Source organism: Nonomuraea aurantiaca (assembly GCF_020215705.1).
GTDB classification, from domain to species: domain Bacteria; phylum Actinomycetota; class Actinomycetes; order Streptosporangiales; family Streptosporangiaceae; genus Nonomuraea; species Nonomuraea aurantiaca.
In genome coordinates, this window is record NZ_JAIWNB010000027.1 from 40,426 (window position 1) to 66,733 (window position 26,308).

Here is a 26,308-nt window from a genome sequence, read left to right on the forward strand (position 1 = left end):
TCAGAACCGGTCAGGGGCGGCCGATGGGCCCGAGGAGGAGGCTCGACAGGATCGCGGCCAGGCCGGCGAAACCGGCGGCCACCAGGAACGGCAACGACGGCCCGAACTGCTGTGCCACCACCCCCGCCACCCCCGCACCCGCCGCGGCCCCCATGCTCGCCGCCGTCGACACCCACCCGAACGCCTCCGCCTGCGCCCCCGGCGCGAACTCGTCCACCAGCAGCGATGCGGTCGTCAACGCGGGGTTGAGCATGAGCCCCCCGGCGAAGAGCACCACCCAGAACACCGGCAGCGAGGACACCAGCACCAGCGGCGCCAACGCGAGACCGAAGACCAGGACCAGCCCGCTCAGCCTGCGGGCGGGCGCGGTGGTCCACCGGCGGGCGCCGTAGACGGCCGCTCCGGCGACGCCGCCCAGCGCCAGCGCCGCCACCAGCAGGCCCGTCGCGGCCGGAACCCCCCGGGCCACCGCGAGAGCGGGAACCCCGACGTCCAGCGCGCCTATGGCCCCGCCGAGCAGGACGACCACGCCGAGCAGCAGCCGCATGCCGACATGCCGGAACACCCTGCCCCGGCCCGCCGACAGCGAGGGACCGGTGACCCGCAGCACCCGCGAGAAGGCCAGCGTGCCCGCACCCGCGGCGGCGGCCACCACGCCCAGCCCCACTGACGCCGACACCAGCGCGATCAGCAGCCCGAACAGCAGCGGGCCGATGAGGATGGCCAGCTCCTGCACCAGGTACACCAGGCTGTAGGCGGCGGTACGTCCCTCCGCGGCCATCCGGGCGCCCCACTCGATGCGCATGGACACTGAGATCGGCGGCAGTCCGGCCCCGGCCGTCCAGGCCAGCGCCACGATCGTCCACCCCGGCCAGCCGGACCCGGCGCCGAGCACCAGTGCGATCAGGGCCGTGACGTGCGCTGCCGCGCTGACCGCCAGCACGCCACGCGGCCCCCGCCGATCGATGAGGCGCCCCTGGACCGGCCGGGCCATCCCCGCGCCGATGCCTAACGCCGCCGCGGCCAGCCCCGCCAGTACGAGCGAGCCGCTCGACGCCTGCACCACCAGCACGATCCCCACCGGCGCCACCTGCTGGGTGAGCTGGGCCAGGAACCCGAGCACGGCCTGCGCCGTCACCCCCGGCAGGCCGAATAACTTCTGGTACGGCACGCCTGATCCCATATGCCAGTGTCACCCGCTTCCGAGGGAGCCGAGGGAGCCGGCGATCGTGTGCAGGGTGTCGAGCAAGGGCCGGAGGAGAGGGTGGGTCTCGGCGCCACGGCGTACGGCCGCGAAGACGCGTCGTTCGGGACCCGGCGTACGGCGTACCGCCACCCCGGGCAGCACCATGTCACGCAGCGCCAGCCTGGGCACCAGCGCCACCCCCGCACCGGCGCCGACCAGCGCCACCACGGCGCGGAAGTCGTCGGAGCAGTGCGCGAAGTCCGGCGAGAAGCCGGCCTGCTCGCAGGCGAACGTGATCACGTCGTGGACCGGATTGCCGGGATAGGGGCCGATCCACGTCTCGCCGGTGAGATCGCCGAGCCGGAGCGAGGGGGCGTCGGAGCGCGCCAGGGGGTGGTCCTGGGGGAGGACCAGGTCGAACGGCTCCGCGTACAGGGCGGACCGGTGCAGGCGGGGGTCGGCCGCGTCGGGGGCGCCTCGGTACTCGACCGCGATGGCCAGGTCGGCCCGGTCGTCGAGCAGCATGGACAGGCTGTGGTCGCCCTCGGCGTCGAGCACCCGTACGCGCAGCCCCGGGGAGCCGGTGCGGAGAGCCGTGATGGCGGGGGAGAGCACGGCGCTGATCGCGGTGGCGAAGCAGGCGACCGTCACCTCGCCCGCCGCGCCCGTGGTGTAGGCGGCGACCTCGGCCTCGGCGCGTTCGAGCTGGGCGAGCACCTCGTTGGCGTGGGCCAGCATGATCTGGCCGACGGCGGTCAGGCGCACGCCACGCGCGTCGCGGGTGAACAGCCGGTGGCCCACCTCGTGCTCCAGCGCCAGGAGCTGCTGGGACACGGCCGACGGGGTGAGGTGCAGGGCGGCGGCCGCGGCGGTGACCGTGCCGTGGTCGGCCACCGCGCGCAGCGTACGCAGCCGCCGCGTGTCTATCACGCAGCGAGAATACTCAGCGCCTATACCGGGTGGGGCGTGCGGGCCTTGATGAAGGCGTCGACCGCGCGGTCCACGTCCTCGGCCGAGTGGGCCGCCGACAGCTGGACCCGGATCCGGGCCTGGCCGTGGGGGACGACCGGGTAAGAGAAGCCGATCACGTACACGCCGAGCTCCAGCAGCCGCTCGGCCATGGCCCCGGCCTCGGCGGCGTCGCCGATCATCACCGGGGTGATCGGATGATCGCCGGGCAGGATGTCGAACCCGGCCTCGGCCATCTTGGCGCGGAAGCGGGCGGTGTTGGCGCGCAGCTGCTCGCGCGCCTCGCTGGAGGTCTCCAGCAGGTCGAGGATGCGCAGCGAGGCCGAGGCGATGACCGGGGCGAGCGAGTTGGAGAACAGGTACGGGCGGGAGCGCTGGCGCAGCAGCTCGCAGATCTCCTTGCGCGCCGCGACGTAGCCGCCGCTGGCCCCGCCGAGCGCCTTGCCCAGGGTGCCGGTGATGATGTCCACCCGGTCGGTGACGCCGTGCAGCTCGGGCGTGCCGCGTCCGGTCGGCCCGACGAAGCCCACGGCGTGGGAGTCGTCGACCATGACCATTGCGTCGTAGCGTTCGGCCAGGTCGCAGATGTCGGCCAGCGGCGCCAGGTAGCCGTCCATGGAGAACACGCCGTCGGTCACGATCAGCCGTCGCCGCGCGTCGGACGCCTCCTTCAGCCTGGCCTCCAGCTCGGCCATGTCGCGGTTGGCGTAGCGGTAGCGCCGGGCCTTCGACAGCCTGATGCCGTCGATGATGCTCGCGTGGTTGAGAGCGTCGGAGATCACCGCGTCCTGCGCGTCGAGCAGCGTCTCGAAGACGCCGCCGTTGGCGTCGAAGCACGAGCTGTAGAGGACGGAGTCCTCCTGGCCGAGGAAGTGTGAGAGGCGGCCTTCGAGCTCCTTGTGCACTTCCTGGGTGCCGCAGATGAACCGGACCGAGGCCATCCCGAAGCCCCAGCGGTCGAGCGCCTCCTTGGCGGCCGCGACCACCTCGGGGTGGTCGGCCAGGCCGAGGTAGTTGTTGGCGCAGAAGTTCAGCACCTGTCGCCCGGCCACGCCCACCTGCGAGCTCTGCGGCGTGGTGATCACCCGCTCGGGCTTGTGCAGCCCCGCCTCGGTGATCTCGTCGAGCGTCGCACGCAGCTGATCGCGGACGTTCGTGAACATCAAGCGCTCCAATCCAGGATGACCTTGCCCGTGCGGCCGCTGGCGGCCGTGTCGAAGGCGGCGTCGAACTCGCCGTACGGGTAGCGGTCGGTGATCACCGGGGACAGGTCGAGGCCCTTCTCCAGCAGCACCGACATGTTGTACCAGGTCTCGAACATCTCGCGGCCGTAGATGCCCTTGATGGTGAGCATCGAGGTCACCACCGTGGCCCAGTCGATGGCGAACTCCTCGGCGGGCAGCCCGAGCATCGCGATCTTGCCGCCGTGCGTCATGTTCGCGATCATGTCGCGGACGGCCCGCGGGTTGCCGGACATCTCCAGCCCGACGTCGAAGCCCTCGCGCATGCCGAGCCGCGTGATGCCGTCGGCGATCGAGGTCCGCGCGACGTTCAGGGCCAGCGAGACGCCGACCTTGCCGGCCAGGTTCAGGCGTTCCTCGCTGACGTCGGTGATCACCACGTTGCGCGCGCCGACGTGCGTGGCCACCGCCGCCGCCATCAGCCCGATCGGGCCCGCGCCCGTGATCAGCACGTCCTCGCCCACCAGCGGAAACGACAGCGCGGTGTGTACGGCGTTGCCGAACGGATCGAAGATGGCCGCCACGTCGGGATGGACCGGCACCCGGTGCACCCACACGTTGGAGGCGGGCAGCGTGAGGTATTCGGCGAAGGCGCCGTCCCGGTTGACGCCGAGCCCGATGGTGTTGCGGCACAGATGGCGGCGCCCGGCCATGCAGTTGCGGCACTTGCCGCAGACGATGTGTCCCTCGCCGCTCACCAGGTCGCCGACGGAGATGTCCTCGACGCCGGGTGCGACCTCGACGACGTGCCCGGAGAACTCATGCCCCACGATCAGCGGAAGCTTAAGAGTTTGCCGCGCCCAATCGTCATATTTCCGGATGTGGAGGTCGGTGCCGCAGATGCCGGTACGCAGCACCCGGATCAGCACCTCACCCGGACCCGGAGTGGGCTCCGGCACGTCGGCCAGCCGCAATCCGGGCTCGGCTCGATCCTTGACCAGCGCTTTCATCTGAATGGTGGCGCGAAGACCCGATCCTTCAGGGTCAGGAGGGAGCGCCACCCCTCCTTTCGAAAACAGTATGGAAAGACTCGGTCACGTTCGGTAATGTGTGCGGTGGGTGAGAACACTGTGACAGGAGGTGCGCGATGGCGACCCGCCGCTCCGCCGCCAAACGCCACGGCCTGCCCTCGATCGTGCAACTGCGGCTCACACCCGCCCCGGCCCAGGCCCACGCGCTGGCCGCAGCGGTGCTGTTGTGCAATCAGGCGGCCACTGTCGTCTCCCGCCTGGCGTGGCAGCACCGGGTCTTCGCGGTGGTGGAGTTGCATCGGCTGGCCTACTACGAGGTGCGCGGGCAGGTGGCCGGGCTGGGCGCGCAAGCGGCCGTGCGGGCGATCGCCCGGGTCGCCGGCGCCTACGCCAACCGGCGTTCCACCAAGAAACGCGCGCACATCTTCCGCCCGCACGTCTACCGGCGCGGGGTGTGGCTGCTGCACGTCGCGCTCACCCTGCCCGCACCGGCGGTACGCGAGCCGGTCGGCGGCTTCGTCGGGATGGATCAAGAGGTGGCCAACCTGGCGGTCACCTCCGACGGCGCGGTGCTGCCCGGCCCCGTCCTGGCCGGGCCGGTGGGCGGTAACGGCCACGTCCGCACCCTGCGGGAGCGACGCCACCGCCAACGCCGACGCCTGCAGAAGAAGGGCACTTCTGCGGCGCGGCGGGTGCTGCGCCGCCTGTCCGGGCGTGAGCGCCGGATGATGACCGACCTCAACCACCAAATCTCGACGTTCGTGGTGCGTGAAGCCGAACGCACCGGCCGTGGTGTCGCCCTGGAGGATCTGCAGGGTATCCGCGGCCGGGTAAGGGCTCATCGGTTCCAGCGGCGCACCTTGCACAGCTGGGCGTTCGCCCGGCAGATCGCGTTCACCCGCTACAAGGCCGCTCGCGCCGCGATCGCCTTCGTGTTGGTCGACCCCGCGTATACGTCGCAGGCGTGTCCGGAGCGCGGGCATATCAGCAGGGCGAGCCGGCCGGCGCGGGGCCGGTTCGTCTGCACCAGGTGTGGCCTCGCTGGGCACGCCGACCACATCGCGGCCCGCAACATCGCCACACGCGGCGTCGCGGGCTGGGCTGCTGTCAACCAGCCACACGCTACCGACCTCCCCTCAGCCAGACGGGACCGTGAGAGCAAACCACCGGCTTCACCTGGCGGTAGTTGATGACTCCAACTCTCCCCTGCCCCGAACCTAACGCACTGTGCCTGCTCGCTTAGGGACGTGTCCATCGAGGGATTCTTAAGTGCCCCCACAGCTCCCCTTCACGCCCGCCGTCACCTCTTCAAGGGGCATGCCCGATCTCGCACCATTCACGGTGGTTATTTGCATAAACGAGCGCTAGCCTCTCAAGACGTGGACATCGTCACTGGAGTGGAAGACCTGCGCATCGGAGTCATCGGCCTCGGCATGCGCGCGGACCTGGCCCGCTACGCCCATCGACCGGGCCAGGGCTCGGTCGTGACCGCGCTCTGCGACACCGACCCGGCGGTGCTGAAGAGTCAGGCCGGGCGGTTCGAGGCGGAGTTCCTCACCGAGGACTACCGCCGGCTGCTCGACCGCGACGACCTCGACGCGGTCATCGTCGTCACCCCCGACGACACGCACGAGCGCGTCGCGATCGACTGCCTGGAGGCCGGTAAGGCCGTCTATCTGGAGAAGCCGCTGGCCATCACCGTGGAGGGCTGCGACAACGTCCTGCGCGCGGCCAGGCGTACCGGGACCCGGCTGTACGTCGGGCACAACATGCGCCACATGGGCGTGGTCCGGCTGATGCGCGACATCATCCAGCAGGGCGTCATCGGCGAGCCGAAGACGGTCTGGGTGCGCCACTTCGTGTCCTACGGCGGCGACTTCTACTTCAAGGACTGGCACGCCGACCGCACCCGGACCACGGGCCTGCTCCTGCAGAAGGCCGCGCACGACCTCGACGTGATCCACTGGCTGGCCGGCGGCTACACGACCAGGGTGAACGCCCTCGGCGACCTCATGCTCTACGGCGACCTGCCGCGCCGCGAGCCGGGCACGCCCCGGCCGGAGAGCTGGCTGCGCGAGTACGAGTGGCCGCCCACCAGCCGCGCCGACCTCAACCACGTCGTCGACGTCGAGGACGTGTCGGTGATGAACATGCGCCTCGACAACGGCGTCATCGCCGCCTACCAGCAGTGCCACTTCACCCCCGACTACGTGCGCAACTACACGGTCATCGGCACGGAGGGCCGGCTGGAGAACTTCGGTGACGGCCCCGGCGACACGGTCAAGGTCTGGAACACCGGACCGTCGGGCTACCGGGGGGACGGCGACATCGCGTACCGGGTGCCCGACGCCAACGGCTCGCACGGCGGCGCCGACACGGACATCATGCGAGAGTTCTTGGGGTTCGTCCGGGACGGCGGGGTCACCGACACCTCTCCGGTGGCCGCGCGGATGAGCGTCGCCGCCGGTTACATGGCCACGATGTCACTGCGCGACGGTGGCATGCCGTACGACGTCCCGCCGCTCGACCCGGACCTGGCGGCCTACTTCGACCGGGGACAGCTGGAACTCTGACGCGCGGCCGGACAGTCCCTCTATGTGGATATGTCGACACGTGCCCTGATACGCGCCGGGGAAAAGGCGGCCTTCGCAGCTCTTCGACGACTACGCGAAGGCCGTGTACAACCATGGTGGCGGTCGTGGCGGGCATCTGGGCGCGCGTCGCCGAGGGCCCGGTCGCCGACTGCACGCTGGTCGACACGACGGACGCGCCGCTGTCGCACTGAGCACACGGGGGCGCCGGCCGTACGCGGTCAGCCGGGGTAGGCAGTTCGGGTGAGCGGTCATTCGGGGTAGGCGGTGCTGAGGGTCAGCTCCTTCCACCCGTCGAAGTCGCTGCGGAGTCTGTCGAGCTTGGCGTTCGCGACGTTCAGGGCGTCCCCACCCAGAAGCAGGCGCAGCGGCGGGTTCTCCGAACGCACCACGGTGAGAATGGCCTCGGCGGCGCGCTTCGGGTCGCCGGGCTGGCTCCCGTACGTCCCCAGGGTGGCCTCCCGGCGCCGGCCGGCGGTCTCGGAGTAGTCGTCGATGCGGGTCTCCGACTGCCGCATCGAGGGCCCCGACCAGTTCGTACGGAACCCGCCGGGTTCGACGATGGTCACCTTTATGCCGAGCGGCGCCACCTCCGCCGCGAGCGACTCCGACAGTCCCTCGACCGCGAACTTGGTGGCGTGGTAGTAACCGGTGGCCCCGAAAGCGGCAAGACCGCCGACCGAGGACACGTTGAGGATGTGGCCGTGCCGCCTGGCCCGCATGCCGGGCAGCACCGCCTTGGTGAGGGACACGAGCCCGAAGACGTTGGCTTCGAACAGCTCGCGTACCTGCCCGTCCTCGCCCTCCTCGATCGCCGCCAGGTAGCCGTAGCCCGCGTTGTTGACCAGCACGTCGATGCGGCCGAAGACCTCCTCGGCCCGCTGGACGGCCGCCGCGACCTGCGCGGGCTCGGTGACGTCCAGGGCCAGGGCGAGGGCTCGGTCGCCGTGCCCGGCCACGATGTCGGCGACCTGGTCCGGGTCGCGGGCGGTCACCACGGCCCGCTCGCCCCGGTCGAGGACGAGCGTGGCCAGTTCCCGGCCGAAGCCGGTGGAGCATCCGGTGATGAACCAGACAGACATGATTACTTTTCCTGTTCGGTCATAGTGATGTCGCGCATCACGGGTGTGGCGGTGATGCTGCCCAGCAGGGACAGCGCCTGCTCGGAGGGGCTGCCGGGCTCGGCCTGATAGACGACGAGCTGCTGGCCGGGGGCACTGTTGACGGTCAGGGCCTCGTAGCTGAGATCCAGCTCGCCGACCACCGGATGGCGCAACCGCTTGAACTCCGCCGTCTTGCCGCGTACGTCGTGGCGTGCCCACAGGCGGGCGAAGTCGGCGCTCTTGAGCGACAGCTCACCGACCAGGTCGGTCAGGCGGGGATCGTCCAGATCCGCGCCGGCGGTGGCCCGCAGGGACGCGACGCAGTCCCGCGTGACCTTCGGCCAGTCGCGGTAGAAGTCACGGGCCTGCGGATCGAGGAACACCGTCCGGACCAGGCTGCGGTCGCCCAGCCAGCCGAACAGCGCCGCGCCGAGCGCGTTGCCGGCCAGTACGTCCATGTAGCGCCCGAGTACCAGAGCCGGGGTGTCCGGCCAGCGCTCCATCAGCCGGACCAGACCCGGACTGACCCGCTCGGGGCGCCCGGCCCGCCGCCTGCGCCGCGGCTCCGGTCGGGCCAGCTCGTGCAGGTGCGCGACGGCGTCCTCCTCCAGGATCAGCGCGGTCGCCAGCGCCTCGAGCACCTGCGCCGACGGATGCTTGTCGCGGCCCTGCTCCAGGCGGATGTAGTAGTCAGTGCTGACGCCGGCCAGCATCGCGACCTCTTCCCGGCGCATCCCGGGCGTACGGCGGAGCCCGGCGGCGGGCATCCCGTGCGATTCGGGCCGGGCCAGCTCCCGTCGCGCTCGCAGGAACTCACCCAGACGATTGGCACTGTCCATATTTCGAGGTTAGGCGCCGGCCTGGAGACCAGGGTGGACCTGCCACTCCCAGGCTGTGTGGTGCGGAGCTGGGGTACCTGGCTTGGAAAAGCCGTTCTAACTGTGCAACACTGTTGCACAGTTAGAACATGGTTGGGCGAGGAAGACATCAGCACAACGAGATCAACGCGGTGCTCAAGGCAATCCGCAAGATCAATAGCGCTCTCACCGTCGAGGAGGACCACAACGGGCATCGCTGGGGCTGGAGCACCTGCCAATGCGGAGAAAACCGTTCACGATCAACTGCACGCCCCGGAATCCAGGTGTCCATGCCAAGCAGATCCGCCAATGGCTCACTCGGCACCTCGAGTGCAAAAGCGACGATCAAGAGGGGACATCATGACTAGCTGGGATTTCCAGGTCATGCTCAACCGCGAGCCGGACGCTGCCGAGTTCGACCGGCTCCACGAGGCGGGCATGGATGACTGCGCGCTGGTCGGGGGCGCACAGCCTTACTTCATGTGTGATCGTGAGGCGGACAGCCTGTTGGAGGCCATCATGTCCGTGTTCATCCAGATGAGCACGGTCGACAAGCTGTGGGCCGTTGGCGTGGGGCACGATGACGCGGTGACGCTCGGAGACGCGGCCAGGCGGCACGGTGGCCGCACGCAGGCCAGCTTCCGCCAGCTGGCGAGCGGGCAGCGCGGGCCCGGCGGCTTCCCGGCTCCGCTCATTGAGGCCGACAACGTCAGCGTCTACTCCTGGGCGGAGATCTCCGAGTGGCTACGCACCGAGCTGGGCGACGATGTCCCGCAGGCGAACGGGGACGTCATCCTGGCCGACGCCACAGTCAAGCTGGCCTGCCGGGCAAATTCCCTGCATCGCATGTCCCAGATGCGGGACCTGCTGGAAGTGGCGTGCCGTCCCTTTCCGACCGAACCCAAGTCCGAACCCAGGTCTGAGGCCAAGTCCGAGGCGAGAGTCGCCTGACCGGTGCCCGTCGGCGTGAGCGTGGCGGGCACCTTGGTCGGCGGGCGTCCTGACCGCCACGCCCCACACCAGCGGGGCGTCTCGGCCCGGTCAGCGCTCCTGATGCTCCTTCTCCAGGTCCGTGAGCGCGACCGACGGGTCCTCCACCCCTTGCGTGAGCTGGCGCGGCCCGTTGGGGCTCTCGGCTTCCTGGGCGTCGGCCACGGCCTCCGCCGCCGCCTCCGATGCCCTGGCGACCTCCTCGTCCGCCGCCGAGCTGCCCGGCGTCTCGTCCCGCGTCGCCGCCGACCTGGGCAGCGCCTCCGTGAACGCCTTGGACACGCCCTGCAGCGCTGAGGTGACCTCGCTGGGAATCACCCAGAACGTGTTGCCGGGGCTCTGCGCGAGCTGCGGCAGCATCTGCAGATACTGGTAGGCGAGCAGCTGGGGGTCGGGGTCGTTGCGGTGGACCGCCTGGAAGACCTGGTCGATGGCCCGCGACTGGCCCTCGGCCTGCAGGATGGCGGCGGTGCGCTGGCCTTCGGCACGCAGGATGGCGCTCTGCTTGTCGCCCTCGGCGGTGAGGATCTGCGACTGGCGCTGGCCCTCGGCGTTGAGGACGGCCGCCCGCTTGTCCCGCTCGGCCCGCATCTGCTTCTCCATCGCGTCCTTGATGGTCTTCGGCGGGTCGATCGCCTTGACCTCCACGCGGTTGACGCGGATGCCCCACTTGCCGGTGGCCTCGTCGAGCACGCCGCGCAGCTGGCTGTTGATGGTGTCGCGGGAGGTGAGCGTCTTCTCCAGGTCCATGGCGCCGATGACGTTACGCATGGTGGTGACGGTGAGCTGTTCTATCGCCTGAAGGTAGTTGGCGATCTCGTAGGCCGCCGCCCGGGGATCGGTGACCTGGAAGTAGAGGACGTTGTCGATCTCGACGACCAGGTTGTCCTCGGTGATGACCGGTTGCGGGCGGAAGGTCACGACCTGCTCGCGCAGGTCGATCATCGGGTAGACGCGGTCGATGTACGGGATGACGAAGTTGAGTCCGGGCTTGAGCGTACGGTTGTAGCGGCCGAGGCGCTCGACGTTGCGGGCGCGTGCCTGGGGCACGATCCGCACGGCCTTGAGCACCGTGAACACCGCGAAGAGTATGACGAGCAGTCCGACGACCAACAGCGGATCCATGGTCACTCCCGGGGATATACGAGGGCCGTGGCGCCCTCGATCTCGATGACATCGACGGTCGCCCCCGTGGGGATCACCAGGGTCTCGTCATAGGCGCGCGCGGACCACTCCTCGCCGCCGATGCGTACTCTGCCGTCCCTGCCGGTGACCTCCGACACTACGTACGCCTGCTTGCCGAGCAGTGCTTCCACGCCGAAGCGCTGCAGCTGTGGCTGCCGGATGTGGCGCATGGCGATCGGCCGGATCACGATCAGACCGGCCGTGGAAGACAGGGCGAAGACCAGCAGTTGCAGGGGGACGGGCAGCCCGATGGCGGCGGTCGCCGCAGTGAGGAGAGCGGCCGCGCCGAGCAGCCCGAGCGCCGCGGTGACGGTGAAGATCTCCGCCACGCCGAGGACGACTGCCAGGATTATCCAGATGATCCATTCATCCATGCTCCGGCCCTCCTGATGGCATAACGGGCCTGTGTGCTCGCCTGGTTCCCCCCTCCTACCGTAATGCCGGAATCATTGCTGTGGCAGGGCCGCAGGGTTGTACAAAGCGCTGCCCTGGCGCCACTTGTCCCACGGCAGTTGCCAGAACCCCCAGCCGTTGTCCCACGCGAGCTCGCGGGAGGTGCCGGTGATCGTCACCGGGTCGCCGCGCAGCGAGTGGGCGAAGAACCAGGCCGCCTGGTCGGGGCGGGCGTTGACGCAGCCGTGGCTGACGTTCGCGTGGCCCTGTGCCCAGAGGTTGTTCTTGGCGTGGACGTATTCGCCGCTGTTGGAGATGCGCACGGCATGGTCGATCAGCACGTCGTAGAAGCCGGGCTCGCCCTTCTTGCGGCCGGGCGAGATCATGCGGACCGGGTCGCCCTTGTCCATGGTCAGGTGGACGCCGCTGGTCGTGGTGTATTCGCGGGTGGTGGCCATGCCCGCGCTGATGGCCATGCGCTGCGCGACCCGGTCGTCGCGCCTGACGACCATCTGGTGGGTCCGGGTGTCGATCGAGGTCGTCTGCTCGCGGCCCACCTTGAAGGCGAACGTGCGGTCGCTCAGGCCGTAGACGCCCGGCGCCATGCGTACGCCGGTCAGGTGGGCCGTGACCGTGACCTGCTGCTCCGGCGCCCAGAACGCGCGGGTGCGGTAGATCGCCCGGGTGTCGCTCACCCAGCGCCACGCGCCCTCGACGGCCGGCTTGATCTCCAGCGCCCGCTCCACGGCCGCCTTGTCCCGCACCGGGGTGTCGAAGTCCATGATGATCGGCATGCCGACGCCGACGGTCTCGCCGGGCAGCGGGGTGATGGAGGCGATCTGGAACGTACGGTTGGCGGCGCGGGTGCGGAAGCGGCCCATGGCCACCGTCGACGGGCCGGCCGAGCCCGCCGCGGTGGCGGTCACCGTGTATTCGGCCCCGGGGGCCAGTGTCCAGGAGGAGCGCCAGGTCGTGCGCGACGCGTCCAGCTTGCCCGGCACCAGCGCACCCGCCACGTAGGCGATCACCTGGCTGAGTCTGCCGCCCCGCGCCTGCACGACCAGCCCGTGGTCCGTCCGGGCGCGCCGGGTGTCGAAGGCGGGGGAGACCTGGACGACGGGCGGCGTGGGCGCCGGGCGGTCGGCGGTCACCGGGCAGCAGCCCGCGGTCAGGAGTAGGGCCATGAGAAAGATGGCTGCGGCGCGCCGCATCTCAATCCTGCTTTCCGGGAAGGGGATATCCAGGTTAGCGGGGAGTCACTGAATGAGCACGCCGAGTCACCTATCGGATTGTTCCGGAAACCTCCCCCAATGACCGGCCGCCGGCCGTGGCTCGGATCGTCACCGTGTCGCCGTCCTCCAGGAATGTCCTGGTCTCGCCGCCGGCGAGCTTGATCGGATCGCTGCCGTTCCAGGTCAGTTCGATGAGTGAGCCGCGTTCCTCGCGCTGTTCGCCGGAGATCGTGCCGCTCGCGAACAGGTCGCCGGTCCGCAGGGACGCGCCGTTCGCCGTCATGTGGGCGAGCATCTGGTCCGGCGTCCAGTACATGCCCGAGTACGGCGGGCGGGACACGACCTCGCCGTTGAGCGACACCTCGACCGAGACGTCCAGCCCCCAGTCGTCCCTCCTGCGCAGGTAGTCGAGCGGTTCGGGATCCTGTACGCGCCCGGCCAGCCGGGGCAGCGCCTCCAGCGGCGTGATCCACGGCGAGATCGAGGTGGCGAACGACTTGCCCAGGAACGGCCCGAGTGGCACGTACTCCCACGCCTGGATGTCGCGCGCGCTCCAGTCGTTGACCAGCGTCACCCCGAACACGTGATCCTCGAAGGCCCCGGCGGGCGAGCCCAGCTCGGACGGCACGCCGATCACGAAGCCCAGCTCGGCCTCCAGGTCGAGCTTGGCGGACGGCCCGAACCGCCCGGCCCCGAGCTGGCCGTGCGGCCGGTTGATCGGGGTGCCCGAGACCACCACCGTGCCCGACCTGCCGTGGTAGCCGACCGGCAGGTGCCGCCAGTTGGGCAGCAGCCCCTCGGTGCCGGGCCGGAACATCCTGCCCAGGTTGGTGGCGTGCTCCAGCGAGCAGTAGAAGTCGACGTAGTCGGCCACCTCGAACGGCATGTGCAGCCGCACCTGGTCGAGCGGGATCAGGTGCGGCTCGGTGATCGCGAGGTCGGAGGTGAGCTTGTTGGCGATCAGCGTCCTGGTGTCGTGCCAGGCGGTGCGGCCCCTGGCCATGAAGGGGTTCAGGGTGGGCGCCGCGAACACCTCGTCGTGCAGCGCGGCGGCCAGGTCGAGCACCCGGTCGCCGTAGCGCACGCCGACGCGTGGCCGCTCGCCGCGCCGGGAGAACACCCCATAGGGCAGGTTGTCGATTCCCCAGCTCACGCGTCCTCCTCGATCAGTCCCAGTGCGCGCAGGTCGTCCAGCGGGGCGCTGGTGCTGCACGAGCCGTAGCTCATCAGCAGCGCCCTGGCCCGCTTCGCCGTCTCCTCGGACACGGCGCGGGCCAGCCGTACGAGATGGCCCACGTCGGTGGTGCGCAGCACGGGCGCGGGGTCGCGCTGGTCCACCGCCTCGCAGACGGCCAGCAGCAGGTTGAGGAAGCCGTGCCGGTCGACGCCGAGCGTGGGGTCGAAATGGCGTACGGCGTGGTGCAGCCCGGCGGTGGCCTTGAACGGGAGGTCGTGCTCCGCGCAGAACCGGATGAACGCCGCGAGATGTTCGACCGACGGGAAGGCGTCGGCGGTCAGGCCGCCGCAGCGCACTTTGAGCGCGGCGCCCTTGGGCACATCGGCGACGTACTTCCCGGCGGGCACCTCGACGAACAGCCGCACGCCCGGTGGCAGGCCGCCGTCGGGCAGCCGGCCGAGCGCGTCCGCGCGCAGCTCGACCGAGTCCACGGGCAGGTCGTCGAACGGCGGGATCTCCGGCGTGTCGACGATCAGCCCGATCCGGCGGGGCGGGGCCTCCTCGCGGCGCAGCCCGTCGAGGCGGCTGGCGGGGCAGAGGAAGCGGTGGGTGAGCACCTGGGAGGCCCGCTCCTGGTCGCGCTGGTGGCGGGCCAGCGCCTCCGACATGCGCAGGGAGGTCGGCGGGAACAGGCCCGCGTCGTCGACCAGCGCGAGGTAGAGGTTCATCGGGCCCAGGTCCAGGCGTAGCCGGGGTCCTCGCAGGTCAGTGCGGCCTGGCCGAGGTCGAGCGGGCGGAAGGTGTCGATCATCACGGCCATCTCGCTGGTGGTCGTGATGCCGCGACTGACCGCGTCGATGACCGCCTCCACCGCCCCGGGCTGCGGGCCGTGCGTGAAGCCGGCCGGGTGCAGCGAGATCGAGCCGACGTCGATGCCGGAGCCCTTGCGGGCCGAGTAGTCGCCGCCCACGTAGAACATGAACTCGTCGGAGTCGACGTTGTGGTGGTTGTAGGGGATCGGTACGGACTCGGGGTGGAAGTCCAGCGGCCGAGGGCAGAACGAGCAGATCACGAATCCCGGCCCCTCGAACGTCTGGTGGACCGGCGGCGGCGCGTGCGTCTTCTTCACGATCGGCTCGAAGTCATTGATGTTGAACGCGAACGGGTAGAGGTAGCCGTCCCAGCCGACCACGTCGAACGGGTGGTTGCGGTAGACCAGCCGGGTCAGCCCGCCCCGCGTGCGGACCAGCACCGGGACCTCCTCGCCCTCGACGACGAACGGCTCCGCCGGGCTGCGCAGGTCGCGCTCGCAGTAGGGCGCGTGCTCCAGGAACTGCCCGTACTGCGACAGGTAGCGCTTGGGCGGCCTGATGTGCCCGGACGCCTCGATGGCCAGCACGTTGACCGGCCCGTCGGGCACCCAGCGGTGGATCGTGCCGGTCGGGATGACGATGTAGTCGCCCGCGCCGGCTTCGATGACGCCGTACGTGGACTCGAAGCGGACGCGGCCGGCCTGGACGTACACGCACTCGTCGCCCATGGAGTTGCGGTAGAGGTCGCTGGGCCGGTCACTGGTGGCGTACGACAATCGGACGTCGGCGTTGCCCGCCAGCTGCATCCGGCCGGTCACCAGGTCGCCCGCGCCGCGCAGGTCCTGGGTGCGGAAGTGGCGCGGCGACAGCGGCAGGTTCGGCTCCAGGCGCGTGTCGGCGGGCGGCGTGACGGCCTCGGCCTTGACGATCGCGGTCGGCAGATAGCGGTGGTAGAGCAGCGAGGAGTCCGACGAGAAGCCTTCCTCGCCCATCAGCTCCTCGGCGTAGAGGCCGCCGTCGGGCCGCCTGAACTGCGTGTGCCGCTTACGGGGCACCTCGCCAACGACGCGGTAGTAAGGCATCATCGCCTCCAGGGCGTCCGACTATCGGACGTGTGTGTCCTCTATACGCAACTACCGTCCGCCATCGGCTAGGCGATGTCAACCCAGCGCGCCGGACAGCTCGGCGGCCGCCTCGACCACGCGCGGCCCGGCCGACTCGCTGAGCGGCCCGAACGTCACCACCCCGACCGACGCCTCCAGCCACGGCAGCCCGGACACGGGCGCGGCGATCCCCCGCGCGCCCTCCTGCAACTGCCCCTCCGTCACCAGGTAGTCGGCCCGACCTTCGCGCAGCGCCAGGATCGCCCGCCCGGCGGCGCCCAGCAGCAGGGAGTGGCGCGACCCCTCCCGGTAGGCCACGTGCATGTCCGTCCACGACGGCTCCACCACCGCCACGGCCAGGCCGTCGTCGCCCTCCGCCACGGTCAGGTGCGCGGTCGCGCCGACGTCCTCGGCCAGCCGCCGCAGCGTGGGCAGCGCGGCCGCCCGCAGCAGCGGTTGTACGGCCTGGGCCAGCACGAGCACGCCGAACCCGAGGTGCACCCGCCCCTCGGCGTCACGGCGGACGAACCCCTCGCTCAGCAGTGTGGTCACCAGCCGGTAGACCACCGGGCGGGACAGCGACAGCTCGGTGCTCAGTTCGGTGGGCGTCCGCCCGCCCTTGCCGTCGGCGAGCAGCCTGAGCAGGCGGAGCCCGCGTTCCAAGGTCTGGGCGGATTCAGCGGCCATGAACCGATTATCTATGCGTGAGCCAGGAGTAACGCTACGCGCTGGTGGGGTACGTATCGGGGAGACGAACAGGGGGTGGGATGCGGCAAACATGGGCATTTGTCGTTGCCGGGTTGAGTCTGTGCGCGTTGCTCCCCACGCTGCCCTCGGCCGACTTCCACCCCGTTGCCATGTCGAGGGACCTGCCCGCCCAGCACGTGGATCCCCCGACCAAGCGGCTCGTCGAGGACGTCTTCTACGTCACACAGGGCATCGAGGTGACCAATCGCCTGCTGCCGTTCCAGGACGGTCTGACCATCCGCGGCGGCGCCCTGGCACCGGGCGTGACCCTGGACGACGCGGGCCGGCTGCACGGCGTGCCCCAGCGTCCCGGCACCTTCGCCACGCCCGTCCGCCTGTGCCGTGGCCAGGACTGCGTCGATCAGCAGGTCACAGTGGTCGTGCTGCGGAACGTACCCTGGCAGCCGAGTGGGCTGGTCTTCCCCGGCAAGGTGGGCAACCGCTACGACGGCCAGATCGGGATCTCGGGCGGGCCCACCGGCGTGCCGCCCACGTTCTCGGTGACCGACCACGGCAAGCTGCCGGCGGGCGTCACGATCGGCCCAGACGGGCACATCGGCGGCATCCCGGAGGCCGCGGGGGTGTCCGAGGTGCCCGTCCGCATCTGCGTGGCGGGCAACTGCGCGGGCGTCGTGGTGACGCTGATCGTCATCTGAACGCGCTTTTCAGCTGGTGACGCTCTCGGCGACCGGATCGGGAGCGCGTAGTTGCCGCACCCCGGGAGACAGCAGCGCGGCGAGCGTGGACAGCACGACGAGCGCCGCGCAGCCCAGCAGCGCCGTCCGGGTGCCGACCAGGCTCGCCGCCGGTCCGGCCAGCATGAGCCCGATCGGGCCGAACATCAGCGAGCCCAGCGCGTCGTACGAGCTGACCCGCGACAGCGACTCCGGCGGCACCTCGCGCTGCATGGTCGTCTGCCACAGCACACCGAACACGTCGAAGCAGACGCCCAGCACGAACGCGCCCCCCACGATCGCCCACAGCGGCGCGCCGGTGCCCAGCAGTACGTACGGCAGCGCGGTCGGCAGGCAGAGCAGCGTCCCGACCAGGATCGGCCGCCTCGGCCGGACGCGCAGGGAGACGATCACCCCCACGATCGTGCCGGCCGCCTCGCCGGCCAGGAACGCCGACCAGGCCGCGGGCCCGCCCAGGCTCTCCTTGGCGATCAGCGGCCCGAGCACCCCGTGACCCGCCTGGAGCCCCATCACGAGCACGGAGAACTGCGCGACCACCACCCAGATCCACTGCCGGGTGCTGAACTCGCGCCACCCGTCACGCAGGTCGGCCAGCATCGAATGCTCGGCCGCCGCGCCGCGCTCGGCGGGCGTGAGCCGCAGCGCCGCGATCAGCACCCCGGCCACCGTGAACATCAGCCCGCTCACCGCCAGCGCCCACCCGCTGCCGAACAGCACGACCGCGCCGCCGCCCAGCACCGCGCCCACCACCCGCGAGCTGTTGGCGCCCAGGCCGAGCAGCGCGTTGCCGGTCTGCAGCCGGTCGGCGGGCACGACCTCGGGGATGATGCCGGTCAGCGAGGGGAACAGCATCGCTATCGCCACCCCGCTGGCCGCCGCGGCGGTCGCCATCGCGGGCAGCGGGGTCCAGCCCGACAGCATCATCGCGGCCAGGGCGAAGAAGGCCAGCGCGCTCATGAACTCGCTGACCATCATCACCCGGTGCCTGGGGAACCGGTCCGCGATCACCCCGGCGAACAGCATGAACACGATCATCGGCAGCGCTTCGGCGGTGAGCACCACGGACAGCGTGGTGGCGTCCGCGCCGGGCAGGGCGAGGATGCCGAAGGCGAGCGCCACGGGGGCGAAGGAGGTGCCGAGCACCGAGATGGTCCGCGCGGTCAGCAGCAGCGTGAACCGCCGATCCCGGAGCAGCCCGAGATCGTGAAGATAGCCGTGCACGTGGTAATCCCCCTAATAGCCCAAACGCTCACTATTGTGATGGTTCACCGCCTCTGCTGTCGTCTGGATATCTCCGTGCTTGTCACGCTGCTGACAAGACCGGAAGCGGAATGTGCAGGCGTTTGGCAAGAATCGAAGCTCTTTCTGCCGTAATTTTCTAGGTCCCTGTAGTCGGCGAGGGGACCCGCGCATGCCCGAGGCACTGATCGAGCGCGTGGCGCGATGGGCGCGGGAGATCCCGGACGCGCCCGCCTACACCTTCGTCGATTACCTGGGTGACGGCTCCCGCGAGACCTTGACCTGGGCTCGGGCGGACCTCAAAGCGCGGGCGCTGGCCGTACGGCTGCGCGAGATCGCGGGTCCCGGGGACCGGGTGGCGATCCTCGCTCCCCAAGGGCTGCCGTACGTGGTGGCGATGCTCGGCGCCCTGTACGCCGGGGTCGTGGCGGTGCCGTTGTTCGCGCCCGATCTGCCGGGGCACGCCGAGCGACTGACCCGCGCCTACTCCGATGCCGATCCGGTCGCCGTGCTCACGACCACGGCCGCGCTGCCCGGCGTGCGGGCCTTCGCCGCTGAGGTTCCGGTGATCACCGTCGACACGGTCTCGGACCTGCTCGCCGACGAGTGGGAGCCCGTACCAAGCGGGCCCGGCGACCTCGCCTACCTGCAGTACACCTCCGGCTCCACCCGGGCGCCCGCCGGTGTGGAGATCACGCACGGCAACCTTGAGGCCAACGCCGCGCAGCTGTGGGAGCTGTTCCGGGCCAAGCCGCGTACCTCGGTCGCGGCTCTGTGGCTGCCGCTCTTCCACGACATGGGGCTGGTGGCGACGATCGCGCTGCCGATGGTGGCGGGCAACCAGGTGGCGTTCATGGATCCGGTGGCGTTCGTCATGCATCCGGTGCGCTGGCTGCGGCTGCTCAGCGAGTTCGACGACGTCTACACCGGCGGGCCCAACTTCGCCTACGAGTACACGGCGGCCAGGGTCGGCGCGGCCGACAAGGAAGGGCTGGACCTGTCCGGGGTGCGGGTCATGCTGAACGGCGCGGAGCCGGTACGGCCCGGCACCGTCGAGGCGTTCCACGCCGCGTTCGGCGGGTGCGGGCTGCGGCCGGAGGCGCACACGCCGGCGTACGGGCTGGCCGAGGCCACGGTCTTCGTCTCCGCCATGGGACCCGGTGAGGCGGTGGTGGCCACGGACTTCGACCGCGACGCCCTGCGCGACGGCCGTGCCGTGCCGTACGGCGGGCCGGGGGCGGGGGAGGTGACCACGCTGGTGGCGTGTGGACGGCCTGGTGGTCAGCGGGTGCGCGTCGTCGGCTCGGGCGGGCAGGAGTTGCCGGACGGTCGCGTGGGGGAGATCTGGGTCCAGGGCCCGAACGTGGCCCGCGCCTACTGGCGCGATCCGCTACGCACGGCAGAGGTGTTCGGCGCGGTGCTGGACGGCGCGGACGGCGCCTGGCTGCGTACGGGCGACCTCGGGGTGGTGTACGGCGGGCTGCTGTACGTCACCGGGCGGATCAAGGACCTGATCATCGTCGACGGCCGCAACCACTATCCCCAGGACATCGAGGTCACCGTCCAGGAGGCGCACCGGGCCGTGCGCCGCGACCACGTGGCGGCCTTCTCCGTGCCGGGGGAGGAGACCGAGCGGCTCGTGGTGGTGGCCGAGCGGTCGCGCGGTGGCGCTTCGGCCGATCCGGCCGAGGTGGCGGCCCGGGTACGGGCAGCGGTCCGGAAATTTCACGATTTATCCGTGCACGACTTCGTGCTGACGGGCACCGGAGCCGTACCCCGGACGACCAGCGGCAAGATCGCCCGGCGGGCCTGCCTGCGGGCGTACCTGGAGGGCGCCCTTGTTTGAGTCGGCGGGGCGCCTGATCCACCGCGGCCGGTGGACGCTGCTGGTCCTGAGCCTGGTGGCGGCCGTCCTGGTCGCGCCCTTCGGGCTGCAGCTGTTCGGCCGGATGGCCGACGGCGGCTTCGCCGACCCGGCCGCCGACTCGACCACCGCCGCCCGCTGGAACGACGCCTGGTACAGCGGCAACGCGCCCGACGTGGTCGTCCTCTACCGGCACCCGCAGGTCAAGGTGCGCGACGCGCGCTTCAAGAAGGCCGTACACGACTCCCTGCGCGCCCTGCCCGCCCAGTACGTCCGCAAGCTGGCCACCTACTGGACCACCGGCGCCAAGGAGCTGATGTCCACCGATGAACACGCCACCTACGCCCTGATCACCCTGAAGGGCGCCAAGCAGGCGGCATACGCCGCGATCAAGGACCGGCTGCCCGTCGCGAACCTCCAGGTCCAGGTGGGCGGCTCGGTGCCGCTCCTGAAGGAGCTGAACGATCAGACGGCCGCCGACCTGGCGCGCGCCGAGGCGATCTCGATGCCGGTGCTGCTGGTGCTGCTCGTGGTGGTGTTCGGCAGCGTGGTGGCCGCCGGGCTCCCGCTGCTCGTCGGGCTCTTCGCGGTGCTCGGCGCGCTCGTGCTGCTCAGGCTGCTCACCGAGGTGACCGAGGTCTCGGTCTTCTCGCTGAACGTGGTCACCATGCTCGGTCTCGGGCTGGCCGTCGACTACTCGCTCTTCGTGCTGAACGCCTTCCGCGAGCAGATCAGGATCGGCGCCCCGACCCGGGAGGCCGTGGTGCACACCATGGCGACCGCCGGGCGTACCGTCGCGTTCTCCGGTTTGACGGTGGCGACCTCGCTGCTGGGGCTGCTGCTGTTCCCGCAGATGTTCCTGCGCTCGATCGGGCTGGGCGCGGCGGCCGTGGTGCTGGTGGCCATGGCCGCGGCCCTGGTCGTCCTGCCCGCCGCGCTGTCCATCCTCGGCCCCCGCGTGGACGCCATCCGCATCACCCCCGACTTCGGCTCGGCCCGCGTGGGTTCCGGCCTGTGGCACGCGATCGCCTCCAGCGTCATGAAGCGGCCGGTGCTCTACCTGATCGCGGTCACCTCCGTACTGCTCGCGCTGGCCGGGCCCTTCGCCCACGCACGGTTCGGCAACGTCGACCACCGCGTCCTGCCCGCCGCCGCCGAGAGCCGCCGCGTCGCCGAGACCGTCGACCGCGACTTCGCCAGGAACTCGATGGCCACGATCGACGTCCACGCCCTCATCGAACGCTCCTTCACCACCCGACCCGCCGCCGTCGGTCCCCTCGGCCAGGGCTACACCCCCATCAGCGCCGTCACCGCGATCGACCCCACCGACGCCAAGCCCCTCGCCGACCGCCTGCGCAAGCTGCCCGGGGTCACGGGCGTCGACCTGGCCGGCCTCTCCCAGCCCAACGGTGCGGTACGGCTGGCGGTCCGCTACTCCTACGACCCCATGTCGGCCCAGGCCCAGAACCTGGTGACCTTGATCAGATCCATGACCCCGGAGCCGAACATCCGGCGGATCGTCGTGGGCGGCCCGACGGCGGCCCAGATGGACCTCCTGTCGAGCCTGCTGTCCAGGCTGCCGTGGATGGCGCTGGTGGTGGGCGGGGTGACGTTCCTGCTCCTGTTCGCCGCCTTCGGCTCCGTGGTGCTGCCGCTCAAGGCCCTGCTCATGAACGTCCTGTCGATCGGGGCCTCGTTCGGCGTGATCGTCTGGGCCTTCCAGGACGGCCACCTGGCGCCTTGGCTGCACTTCACGTCCACGGGGACCATCGAGGCCACGGTGACGGTACTGATCCTCGCGGTGGTGTTCGGGCTGTCGATGGACTACGAGCTGTTCCTGCTGTCGCGCGTGCGGGCGGAGTGGCTGCGTACGGGGGACAACACGGCCGCGGTGGCGACGGGTCTGCAGCGGACCGGCGGCGTCATCACCAGTGCGGCGCTGTTGCTGCTGGTGGTGATCGGGGCCTTCTCGACGGCCGGGATCACGATCGTGAAGCTGCTCGGGGTGGGCATGTTCGTGGCGATCGTGGTGGACGCGACGCTGGTGCGGGCATTGCTGGTGCCGGCGACGATGCGGCTGTTGGGCGGAGCCAACTGGTGGCTGCCGGGGGTGCTACGGGGGGTCCATCGACGGCTCGAGTTCCGCGAGGGGCCACCGCCTGCGGAGGGGCGGCATTCGGGGCGGTCGTTGGCTGAGCGGCCACTTGTCGAACGGTCGCTTGCTGAACGGTCGTCCGCTGAGCAGCGGGCTGCTGAGCGGCCGCGTCCCGGTTCCGGGGAAGTGATTTCGCCGCCGGCACGGTCTTCACCGCCGTCATCCCAAGGCGCCGCGTCGGCGAGTACGGACGTCGGCGGGGCTCGGCGCCCCGAGACGGCGAGCGGCCCGCGTCCCGGGCGGGTGATCAAGCCCAATCCGGACGGCCCCGGCTGGTGCTGGGCGGAGGACGGCCCTGGTGCGGCGGCGGTGACCGTCAACGGCCGTCCGGTGATCTTCGGCGTGGACACCGACCCCATGCCGGTATCCGCCGAACACGACCCCCCTGCCGCACCCCCCACCCCGGGCTCTGCCGCCCTCGCCACACCGCGTCCTGCCGCACCCCCCACCCCGCCCCCCGCCGCGCTCCCCACGTCGCGTCCTGCCGCGCTCCCCACGCCGCGCCCCGCCGCGCCCCTCGTCAGGAAGCGTCCCTACAGCACTGCCGAGCCCGCGGGCTCCAAACGACCACCGGTCACCGCCCGTCCGACCACCAATAGCCCGACCGGCGCCGATGCCGGCACCGATCTGGATGCCCTGCCTGGACCCAATGCCCCCGCAGGCTCCGATGGCCCGGCAGGTCCTGGCATGGCGTCCGGTTCCGGCACCGCGTCCGTTCCCGACGATCCGGGCGCCCCTGGTTCCGGGCGTGCTGCTGGTACGCGGCGGCCAACCTGGGAGAAGGTCACCGCCGGTCGTACCAGGGTCGTCAGGGCGAACCCCGACGGCCCCGGCTGGACCTGGGCGGAGGTGGACATGTGACCTTGGCCGTCGCCCCTGTCCAGCCCACCACCCGATCCTGGCCGCTCCTGACGGTTGTCGGCCTGGCCGGGTTCGTGACGACGCTGGACAACACCGTGGTCACCGTCGCCCTGCCCAGCATCCAGCGCGATCTCCACACCCGCCTGAGCGCGCTCGAATGGGTCGCCACCGGATACATCCTGACGTTCGCCGGCCTCATGATCGCCGGCGGCCGCCTGGCCGACGTGTACGGCCGGCGCAAGGTGCTGCTCGTCGGGCTCACCGTCTTCACCGGGGCATCGCTCGGCGCCGGTCTGGCCACGTCGATCGAGCCCCTGGTCGCCGCACGGCTGGCCCAGGGGGTGGGAGCGGCGCTCATCCTGCCCGCGACACTGGCCGTGCTGGCAGGGCGGCCCGACCGGTCGCTCGGGGTGGCCATCTGGATGGCGTCCGGCGCCGGGGCCCTCGCGTTGGGACCGGTAGTGGGCGGGTACCTGAGCCAGCACGCCCACTGGAGCTGGGTCTTCCTGATCAACGTGCCCATGGGAGCGGCCGTCATCGCGCTGGCCACCGTCGCCATACCGGAAACACGCTCCGGGCCTAGCGCCGAGCCTCCCGCCGGACAGTGGGCCGGGCATCGGTTCGGGCGGCGGGGCCAGGCGGATGTGCCTGGGTTGTTGGCGTCGGTGGTGTTCTTGGCTTCTGGGACGTTCGCGCTGATCCACGGGGGTGAGTACGGCTGGGGGTCGCCGCCCATCCTGATCGCGGTGGCCGGGTGCGTGGGTGGCGGGCTGCTGTTCCTGGTCGTGGAGCGTGGGGCGCGGGCGCCGATGGTGGAGTTGGGGCTGTTCGCGGGCCGGAGCTTCGCGGGTGGGGTGCTGGCTCAGGTGCTGTGGGGGCTCGGGGTCAACGGGGTGTTCTTCTATACCGCGCTGTTCTTGCAGGGGGTGCTCGGGTTCACGCCTACGGCTTCTGGGATGGCGTTCGTGCCGTTGGCGTTGCTCGTGGTGGTCGTCACGCCGCTGGTGCCGGTGGTCGAGCGGCGGCTGGGGAGCGGGAGGACGGTCGCCTGCGGGCTGGTGCTCGTAGCGGCTGGGATGGTGGGGGCGGCGTTCCTGGAGGCGGGGGACGGGTGGGGGCAGTTGGTGCCCGCTGTGTGCGCGATCGGGGTGGGGTCGGCGCTGACCATGCCGCTGGGGTCGGCCGTGCTGGCGGCTGTGCCGGAGTCTCGGGCCGGAGTGGCTGGTGGGATCTTCTCCGTGAGTCGTGAAATTTCCGGGCTCTTCGGGGTCGCGGCCATCGGGGTGATCGTCCACGAGGCCGGGAGCTTCTCCCAGGGGTACGCGCTCGGACTGCTGGTCGCGGCGGCCCTCGTACTCCTGGGCGCGTTGATCGCCTTACTGACACTGCCATGAGCAGATCGGCCGTGAGATGGTCGGCCAAGACGGTGACCCGCACGTGAGGGCGGGCTGGGGCGTGACCACGGCGGGTTGCGTGTAATGGCGGGTGGGGCGCGAGAGCGAGCTGGGCGTGCGCGAGAGCGGGTTGGGTGTGAAGGCGGGCTGGGCGTGAGGGTTGCTGTGCTGGCGTTGGGGTCGCGGGGGGACACTCAGCCGTGCGTGGCGCTGGCCCAGGGATTGGCCGAGCGTGGGCACGAGGCCACGCTCGTCGCGCCCGAGCGCTTCGGGTATCTGGCCTTAGGCGAGCATTCGGGGGCCCTGCGGTTCGTGCCGCTGGGGGTGGATCCGGTGGCGATCGTCGAGAGCGAGGAAGGGCAGGCGTGGTTGCGCAGCGGGCCGCTGGGGTTCGTGCGGGGCTTCAGGGCCGTTCTCGAACCTCTCGCCGCAGAGCTCGTCGCCCAGGTGGACGACGCCTGCGCGGATGCCGAACTGGTCCTCGCTCCCGCGCTCGGCGCCATGGGCAGGCACCTCTACGAGAGGTACGGCATGCCGTACGGGATCCTGCAGTTCCAGCCCAGCGAGCCGACCGGCGAGTTCCCGAACCCGCTGATCCCGCGCCGTACCCTGGGCAGGATCGGCAACCGGGCCAGCTTCGCCGTGGTCGAGCGGCTCGGCTGGCTGATGCTGGGCCGCATGATGAACCGGCTGCGCGGGCAGGTGCTGGGGCTGCGACCGTTGCGGAGGAGCCCGTTCGCGGCCGACCGGCGGGATCGGGTGCCGGTGTTGTGCGGGGTGAGCCCGCTGGTGGTGCCCAGGCCGCGCGATTGGCCCGACTACGTCCACCTGACCGGCTACTGGCGTCTGCCACCCCACCCGGACAGCCCCACCCTCCCGCCGCACTCCGACCCGACCGCCCTCCCGCCTGACCTGGACAGAGCCGTTTCCCCGGCCCTGGACAGAGCCGTTTCCCCCGCCCTGGACAGAGAAGCTCTCCCGCCGCACCCGGGCCCGGCCGTCGTCCCGCTGCCCCCAGACGTCGCCGCCTTTCTGGAGGGTGGGTCGCCGCCCGTGTTCGTCGGGTTCGGGAGCATGGCGCCGGATGACCCGGAGGCCGTCGCCGAGCAGGTGGTCGCGGCGCTGCGGTTGGCCAAGGTACGGGCGGTGGTGCAGGGGTTGCCCGTGGCCGCCTCGGCGGACGTCTGTCCGGTGGGGGAGGTGGCGCACGAGGTGCTGTTCCCGAGGATGGCAGCGGTCGTGCATCACGGTGGGGCGGGGACCACGGCGGCGGGGCTGGCGGCCGGGGTGCCGAACGTGGTCTGCCCCTTCTTCTCCGACCAGCCGTTCTGGGGTCGCCGGGTGGCGGCATTGGGAGTGGGTCCGCCGCCATTGCCGATTCGGGCGCTGAGCGGGCGGTCGTTGGCCGCGCGGTTGCTGGCCGTACCGGAATATCGCGAGAACGCGGCGCAACTTGGAAGGCTACTGCGGGTGGAACACGGGGTGAAGAACGCAGTGGATCTCATTGAAGGTAGCTGATCATCCAGATATTGTGCGATATGTC

22 protein-coding genes are annotated in these 26,308 nt (G+C 70.8%); 8 read left to right on the plus strand and 14 right to left on the minus strand.

Annotation, left to right across the window (positions count from 1 at the left end; translation table 11 throughout):
• Positions 1-10: 10 nt before the first annotated feature.
• From LDL49_RS43520 to tdh, 4 genes are read right to left on the minus strand one after another with little or no spacing between them, the layout of a single operon-like run.
• On the minus strand, positions 11-1,171 hold the full coding sequence (locus LDL49_RS43520; RefSeq protein WP_225300787.1) for an MFS transporter: 1,161 nt from the start codon (positions 1,169-1,171) through the stop codon (positions 11-13).
• A gap of 21 nt (positions 1,172-1,192) precedes the next feature.
• Positions 1,193-2,116 (minus strand): LysR family transcriptional regulator, encoded by a 924-nt coding sequence (locus LDL49_RS43525; protein WP_225300788.1) that lies wholly within the window; start codon positions 2,114-2,116, stop codon positions 1,193-1,195.
• Positions 2,117-2,136: 20 nt separating this feature from the next.
• On the minus strand, positions 2,137-3,318 hold the full coding sequence (locus LDL49_RS43530; protein ID WP_225300789.1) for a glycine C-acetyltransferase: 1,182 nt from the start codon (positions 3,316-3,318) through the stop codon (positions 2,137-2,139).
• Positions 3,318-4,346 (minus strand): L-threonine 3-dehydrogenase, encoded by a 1,029-nt coding sequence (gene tdh, locus LDL49_RS43535; protein ID WP_225300790.1) that lies wholly within the window; start codon positions 4,344-4,346, stop codon positions 3,318-3,320. The genes LDL49_RS43530 and tdh overlap by 1 nt, the downstream gene beginning before the upstream one ends.
• A 137-nt stretch (positions 4,347-4,483) precedes the next feature.
• Here tdh and LDL49_RS43540 point away from each other — a divergent pair, with 137 nt between their 5' ends.
• Both LDL49_RS43540 and LDL49_RS43545 read left to right on the plus strand, forming a co-directional pair.
• Complete coding sequence (locus LDL49_RS43540) at positions 4,484-5,557, plus strand: RNA-guided endonuclease InsQ/TnpB family protein (protein ID WP_225300791.1); 1,074 nt, start codon at positions 4,484-4,486, stop codon at positions 5,555-5,557.
• Positions 5,558-5,746: 189 nt separating this feature from the next.
• On the plus strand, positions 5,747-6,940 hold the full coding sequence (locus tag LDL49_RS43545) for a Gfo/Idh/MocA family protein (protein WP_225300792.1): 1,194 nt from the start codon (positions 5,747-5,749) through the stop codon (positions 6,938-6,940).
• Positions 6,941-7,209: 269 nt separating this feature from the next.
• On the opposite strand, the gene LDL49_RS43550 is transcribed toward LDL49_RS43545, so the two are convergent.
• Both LDL49_RS43550 and LDL49_RS43555 read right to left on the minus strand, forming a co-directional pair.
• Positions 7,210-8,040, minus strand: coding sequence for an oxidoreductase (locus tag LDL49_RS43550; protein ID WP_225300793.1), 831 nt, complete (start codon positions 8,038-8,040; stop codon positions 7,210-7,212).
• Positions 8,041-8,042: 2 nt separating this feature from the next.
• The gene (locus tag LDL49_RS43555; protein WP_225300794.1) at positions 8,043-8,900 is read right to left on the minus strand and encodes a helix-turn-helix transcriptional regulator; all 858 of its coding nucleotides are present in this window, start codon (positions 8,898-8,900) and stop codon (positions 8,043-8,045) included.
• A gap of 378 nt (positions 8,901-9,278) precedes the next feature.
• Between LDL49_RS43555 and LDL49_RS43560 the strand changes: the two genes are divergently transcribed.
• Positions 9,279-9,869, plus strand: a complete 591-nt coding sequence (locus LDL49_RS43560) for a hypothetical protein (RefSeq protein WP_225300795.1) — start codon at positions 9,279-9,281, stop codon at positions 9,867-9,869.
• Between the two features lie 90 nt (positions 9,870-9,959).
• Here the strand turns inward: LDL49_RS43560 and LDL49_RS43565 are convergent, their stop codons facing one another.
• The 7 genes from LDL49_RS43565 to LDL49_RS43595 form a co-directional block, all read right to left on the minus strand.
• A complete protein-coding gene (locus tag LDL49_RS43565) occupies positions 9,960-11,033 on the minus strand; it encodes an SPFH domain-containing protein (protein WP_225300796.1) in 1,074 nt (357 codons plus the stop codon).
• A gap of 2 nt (positions 11,034-11,035) precedes the next feature.
• Positions 11,036-11,467, minus strand: a complete 432-nt coding sequence (locus tag LDL49_RS43570; RefSeq protein WP_225300797.1) for an NfeD family protein — start codon at positions 11,465-11,467, stop codon at positions 11,036-11,038.
• A 72-nt stretch (positions 11,468-11,539) separates the two neighbouring features.
• Positions 11,540-12,697 (minus strand): L,D-transpeptidase, encoded by a 1,158-nt coding sequence (locus tag LDL49_RS43575; protein WP_225300798.1) that lies wholly within the window; start codon positions 12,695-12,697, stop codon positions 11,540-11,542.
• A gap of 70 nt (positions 12,698-12,767) precedes the next feature.
• Positions 12,768-13,871 (minus strand): fumarylacetoacetase, encoded by a 1,104-nt coding sequence (gene fahA, locus LDL49_RS43580; protein WP_225300799.1) that lies wholly within the window; start codon positions 13,869-13,871, stop codon positions 12,768-12,770.
• Entirely contained in the window at positions 13,868-14,623 is a 756-nt protein-coding gene (locus LDL49_RS43585; RefSeq protein ID WP_225300800.1) for a hypothetical protein, read from the minus strand. The genes fahA and LDL49_RS43585 overlap by 4 nt, the downstream gene beginning before the upstream one ends.
• Positions 14,620-15,789: a homogentisate 1,2-dioxygenase gene (locus LDL49_RS43590; RefSeq protein ID WP_225300873.1), complete on the minus strand. Its 1,170-nt coding sequence runs from the start codon at positions 15,787-15,789 to the stop codon at positions 14,620-14,622. The genes LDL49_RS43585 and LDL49_RS43590 overlap by 4 nt, the downstream gene beginning before the upstream one ends.
• A gap of 78 nt (positions 15,790-15,867) precedes the next feature.
• The gene (locus LDL49_RS43595; RefSeq protein ID WP_225300801.1) at positions 15,868-16,497 is read right to left on the minus strand and encodes an IclR family transcriptional regulator; all 630 of its coding nucleotides are present in this window, start codon (positions 16,495-16,497) and stop codon (positions 15,868-15,870) included.
• A 128-nt stretch (positions 16,498-16,625) separates the two neighbouring features.
• Between LDL49_RS43595 and LDL49_RS43600 the strand changes: the two genes are divergently transcribed.
• Entirely contained in the window at positions 16,626-17,213 is a 588-nt protein-coding gene (locus LDL49_RS43600) for a hypothetical protein (protein ID WP_225300802.1), read from the plus strand.
• A 9-nt stretch (positions 17,214-17,222) separates the two neighbouring features.
• Here the strand turns inward: LDL49_RS43600 and LDL49_RS43605 are convergent, their stop codons facing one another.
• A complete protein-coding gene (locus LDL49_RS43605; RefSeq protein ID WP_225300803.1) occupies positions 17,223-18,473 on the minus strand; it encodes an MFS transporter in 1,251 nt (416 codons plus the stop codon).
• A 190-nt stretch (positions 18,474-18,663) separates the two neighbouring features.
• Between LDL49_RS43605 and LDL49_RS43610 the strand changes: the two genes are divergently transcribed.
• From LDL49_RS43610 to LDL49_RS43625, 4 genes are all read left to right on the plus strand, one after another.
• Positions 18,664-20,337 (plus strand): fatty acyl-AMP ligase, encoded by a 1,674-nt coding sequence (locus LDL49_RS43610; protein ID WP_225300804.1) that lies wholly within the window; start codon positions 18,664-18,666, stop codon positions 20,335-20,337.
• Positions 20,330-23,371 (plus strand): MMPL family transporter, encoded by a 3,042-nt coding sequence (locus tag LDL49_RS43615; RefSeq protein WP_225300805.1) that lies wholly within the window; start codon positions 20,330-20,332, stop codon positions 23,369-23,371. The genes LDL49_RS43610 and LDL49_RS43615 overlap by 8 nt, the downstream gene beginning before the upstream one ends.
• A complete protein-coding gene (locus LDL49_RS43620; RefSeq protein ID WP_225300806.1) occupies positions 23,368-24,765 on the plus strand; it encodes an MFS transporter in 1,398 nt (465 codons plus the stop codon). Before LDL49_RS43615 ends, LDL49_RS43620 begins: the two co-directional genes overlap by 4 nt.
• Positions 24,766-24,918: 153 nt before the next feature.
• The gene (locus LDL49_RS43625; RefSeq protein ID WP_225300807.1) at positions 24,919-26,283 is read left to right on the plus strand and encodes a glycosyltransferase; all 1,365 of its coding nucleotides are present in this window, start codon (positions 24,919-24,921) and stop codon (positions 26,281-26,283) included.
• Positions 26,284-26,308: the final 25 nt, after the last annotated feature.

Excerpts from the sequence above, each read along its gene's own strand:
- LDL49_RS43595 (WP_225300801.1), bottom strand. The coding sequence starts at position 16,497 with ATGGCCGCTGAATCCGCCCAGACCTTGGAACGCGGGCTCCGCCTGCTC.
- LDL49_RS43555 (WP_225300794.1), bottom strand. The coding sequence starts at position 8,900 with ATGGACAGTGCCAATCGTCTGGGTGAGTTCCTGCGAGCGCGACGGGAG.
- LDL49_RS43570 (WP_225300797.1), bottom strand. The coding sequence starts at position 11,467 with ATGGATGAATGGATCATCTGGATAATCCTGGCAGTCGTCCTCGGCGTG.
- LDL49_RS43530 (WP_225300789.1), bottom strand. The coding sequence starts at position 3,318 with ATGTTCACGAACGTCCGCGATCAGCTGCGTGCGACGCTCGACGAGATC.
- LDL49_RS43560 (WP_225300795.1), top strand. The coding sequence starts at position 9,279 with ATGACTAGCTGGGATTTCCAGGTCATGCTCAACCGCGAGCCGGACGCT.
- LDL49_RS43590 (WP_225300873.1), bottom strand. The coding sequence starts at position 15,789 with ATGCCTTACTACCGCGTCGTTGGCGAGGTGCCCCGTAAGCGGCACACG.
- LDL49_RS43550 (WP_225300793.1), bottom strand. The coding sequence starts at position 8,040 with ATGTCTGTCTGGTTCATCACCGGATGCTCCACCGGCTTCGGCCGGGAA.
- LDL49_RS43575 (WP_225300798.1), bottom strand. The coding sequence starts at position 12,697 with ATGCGGCGCGCCGCAGCCATCTTTCTCATGGCCCTACTCCTGACCGCG.
- LDL49_RS43540 (WP_225300791.1), top strand. The coding sequence starts at position 4,484 with ATGGCGACCCGCCGCTCCGCCGCCAAACGCCACGGCCTGCCCTCGATC.
- LDL49_RS43585 (WP_225300800.1), bottom strand. The coding sequence starts at position 14,623 with ATGAACCTCTACCTCGCGCTGGTCGACGACGCGGGCCTGTTCCCGCCG.
- LDL49_RS43610 (WP_225300804.1), top strand. The coding sequence starts at position 18,664 with ATGCCCGAGGCACTGATCGAGCGCGTGGCGCGATGGGCGCGGGAGATC.
- tdh (WP_225300790.1), bottom strand. The coding sequence starts at position 4,346 with ATGAAAGCGCTGGTCAAGGATCGAGCCGAGCCCGGATTGCGGCTGGCC.
- LDL49_RS43565 (WP_225300796.1), bottom strand. The coding sequence starts at position 11,033 with ATGGATCCGCTGTTGGTCGTCGGACTGCTCGTCATACTCTTCGCGGTG.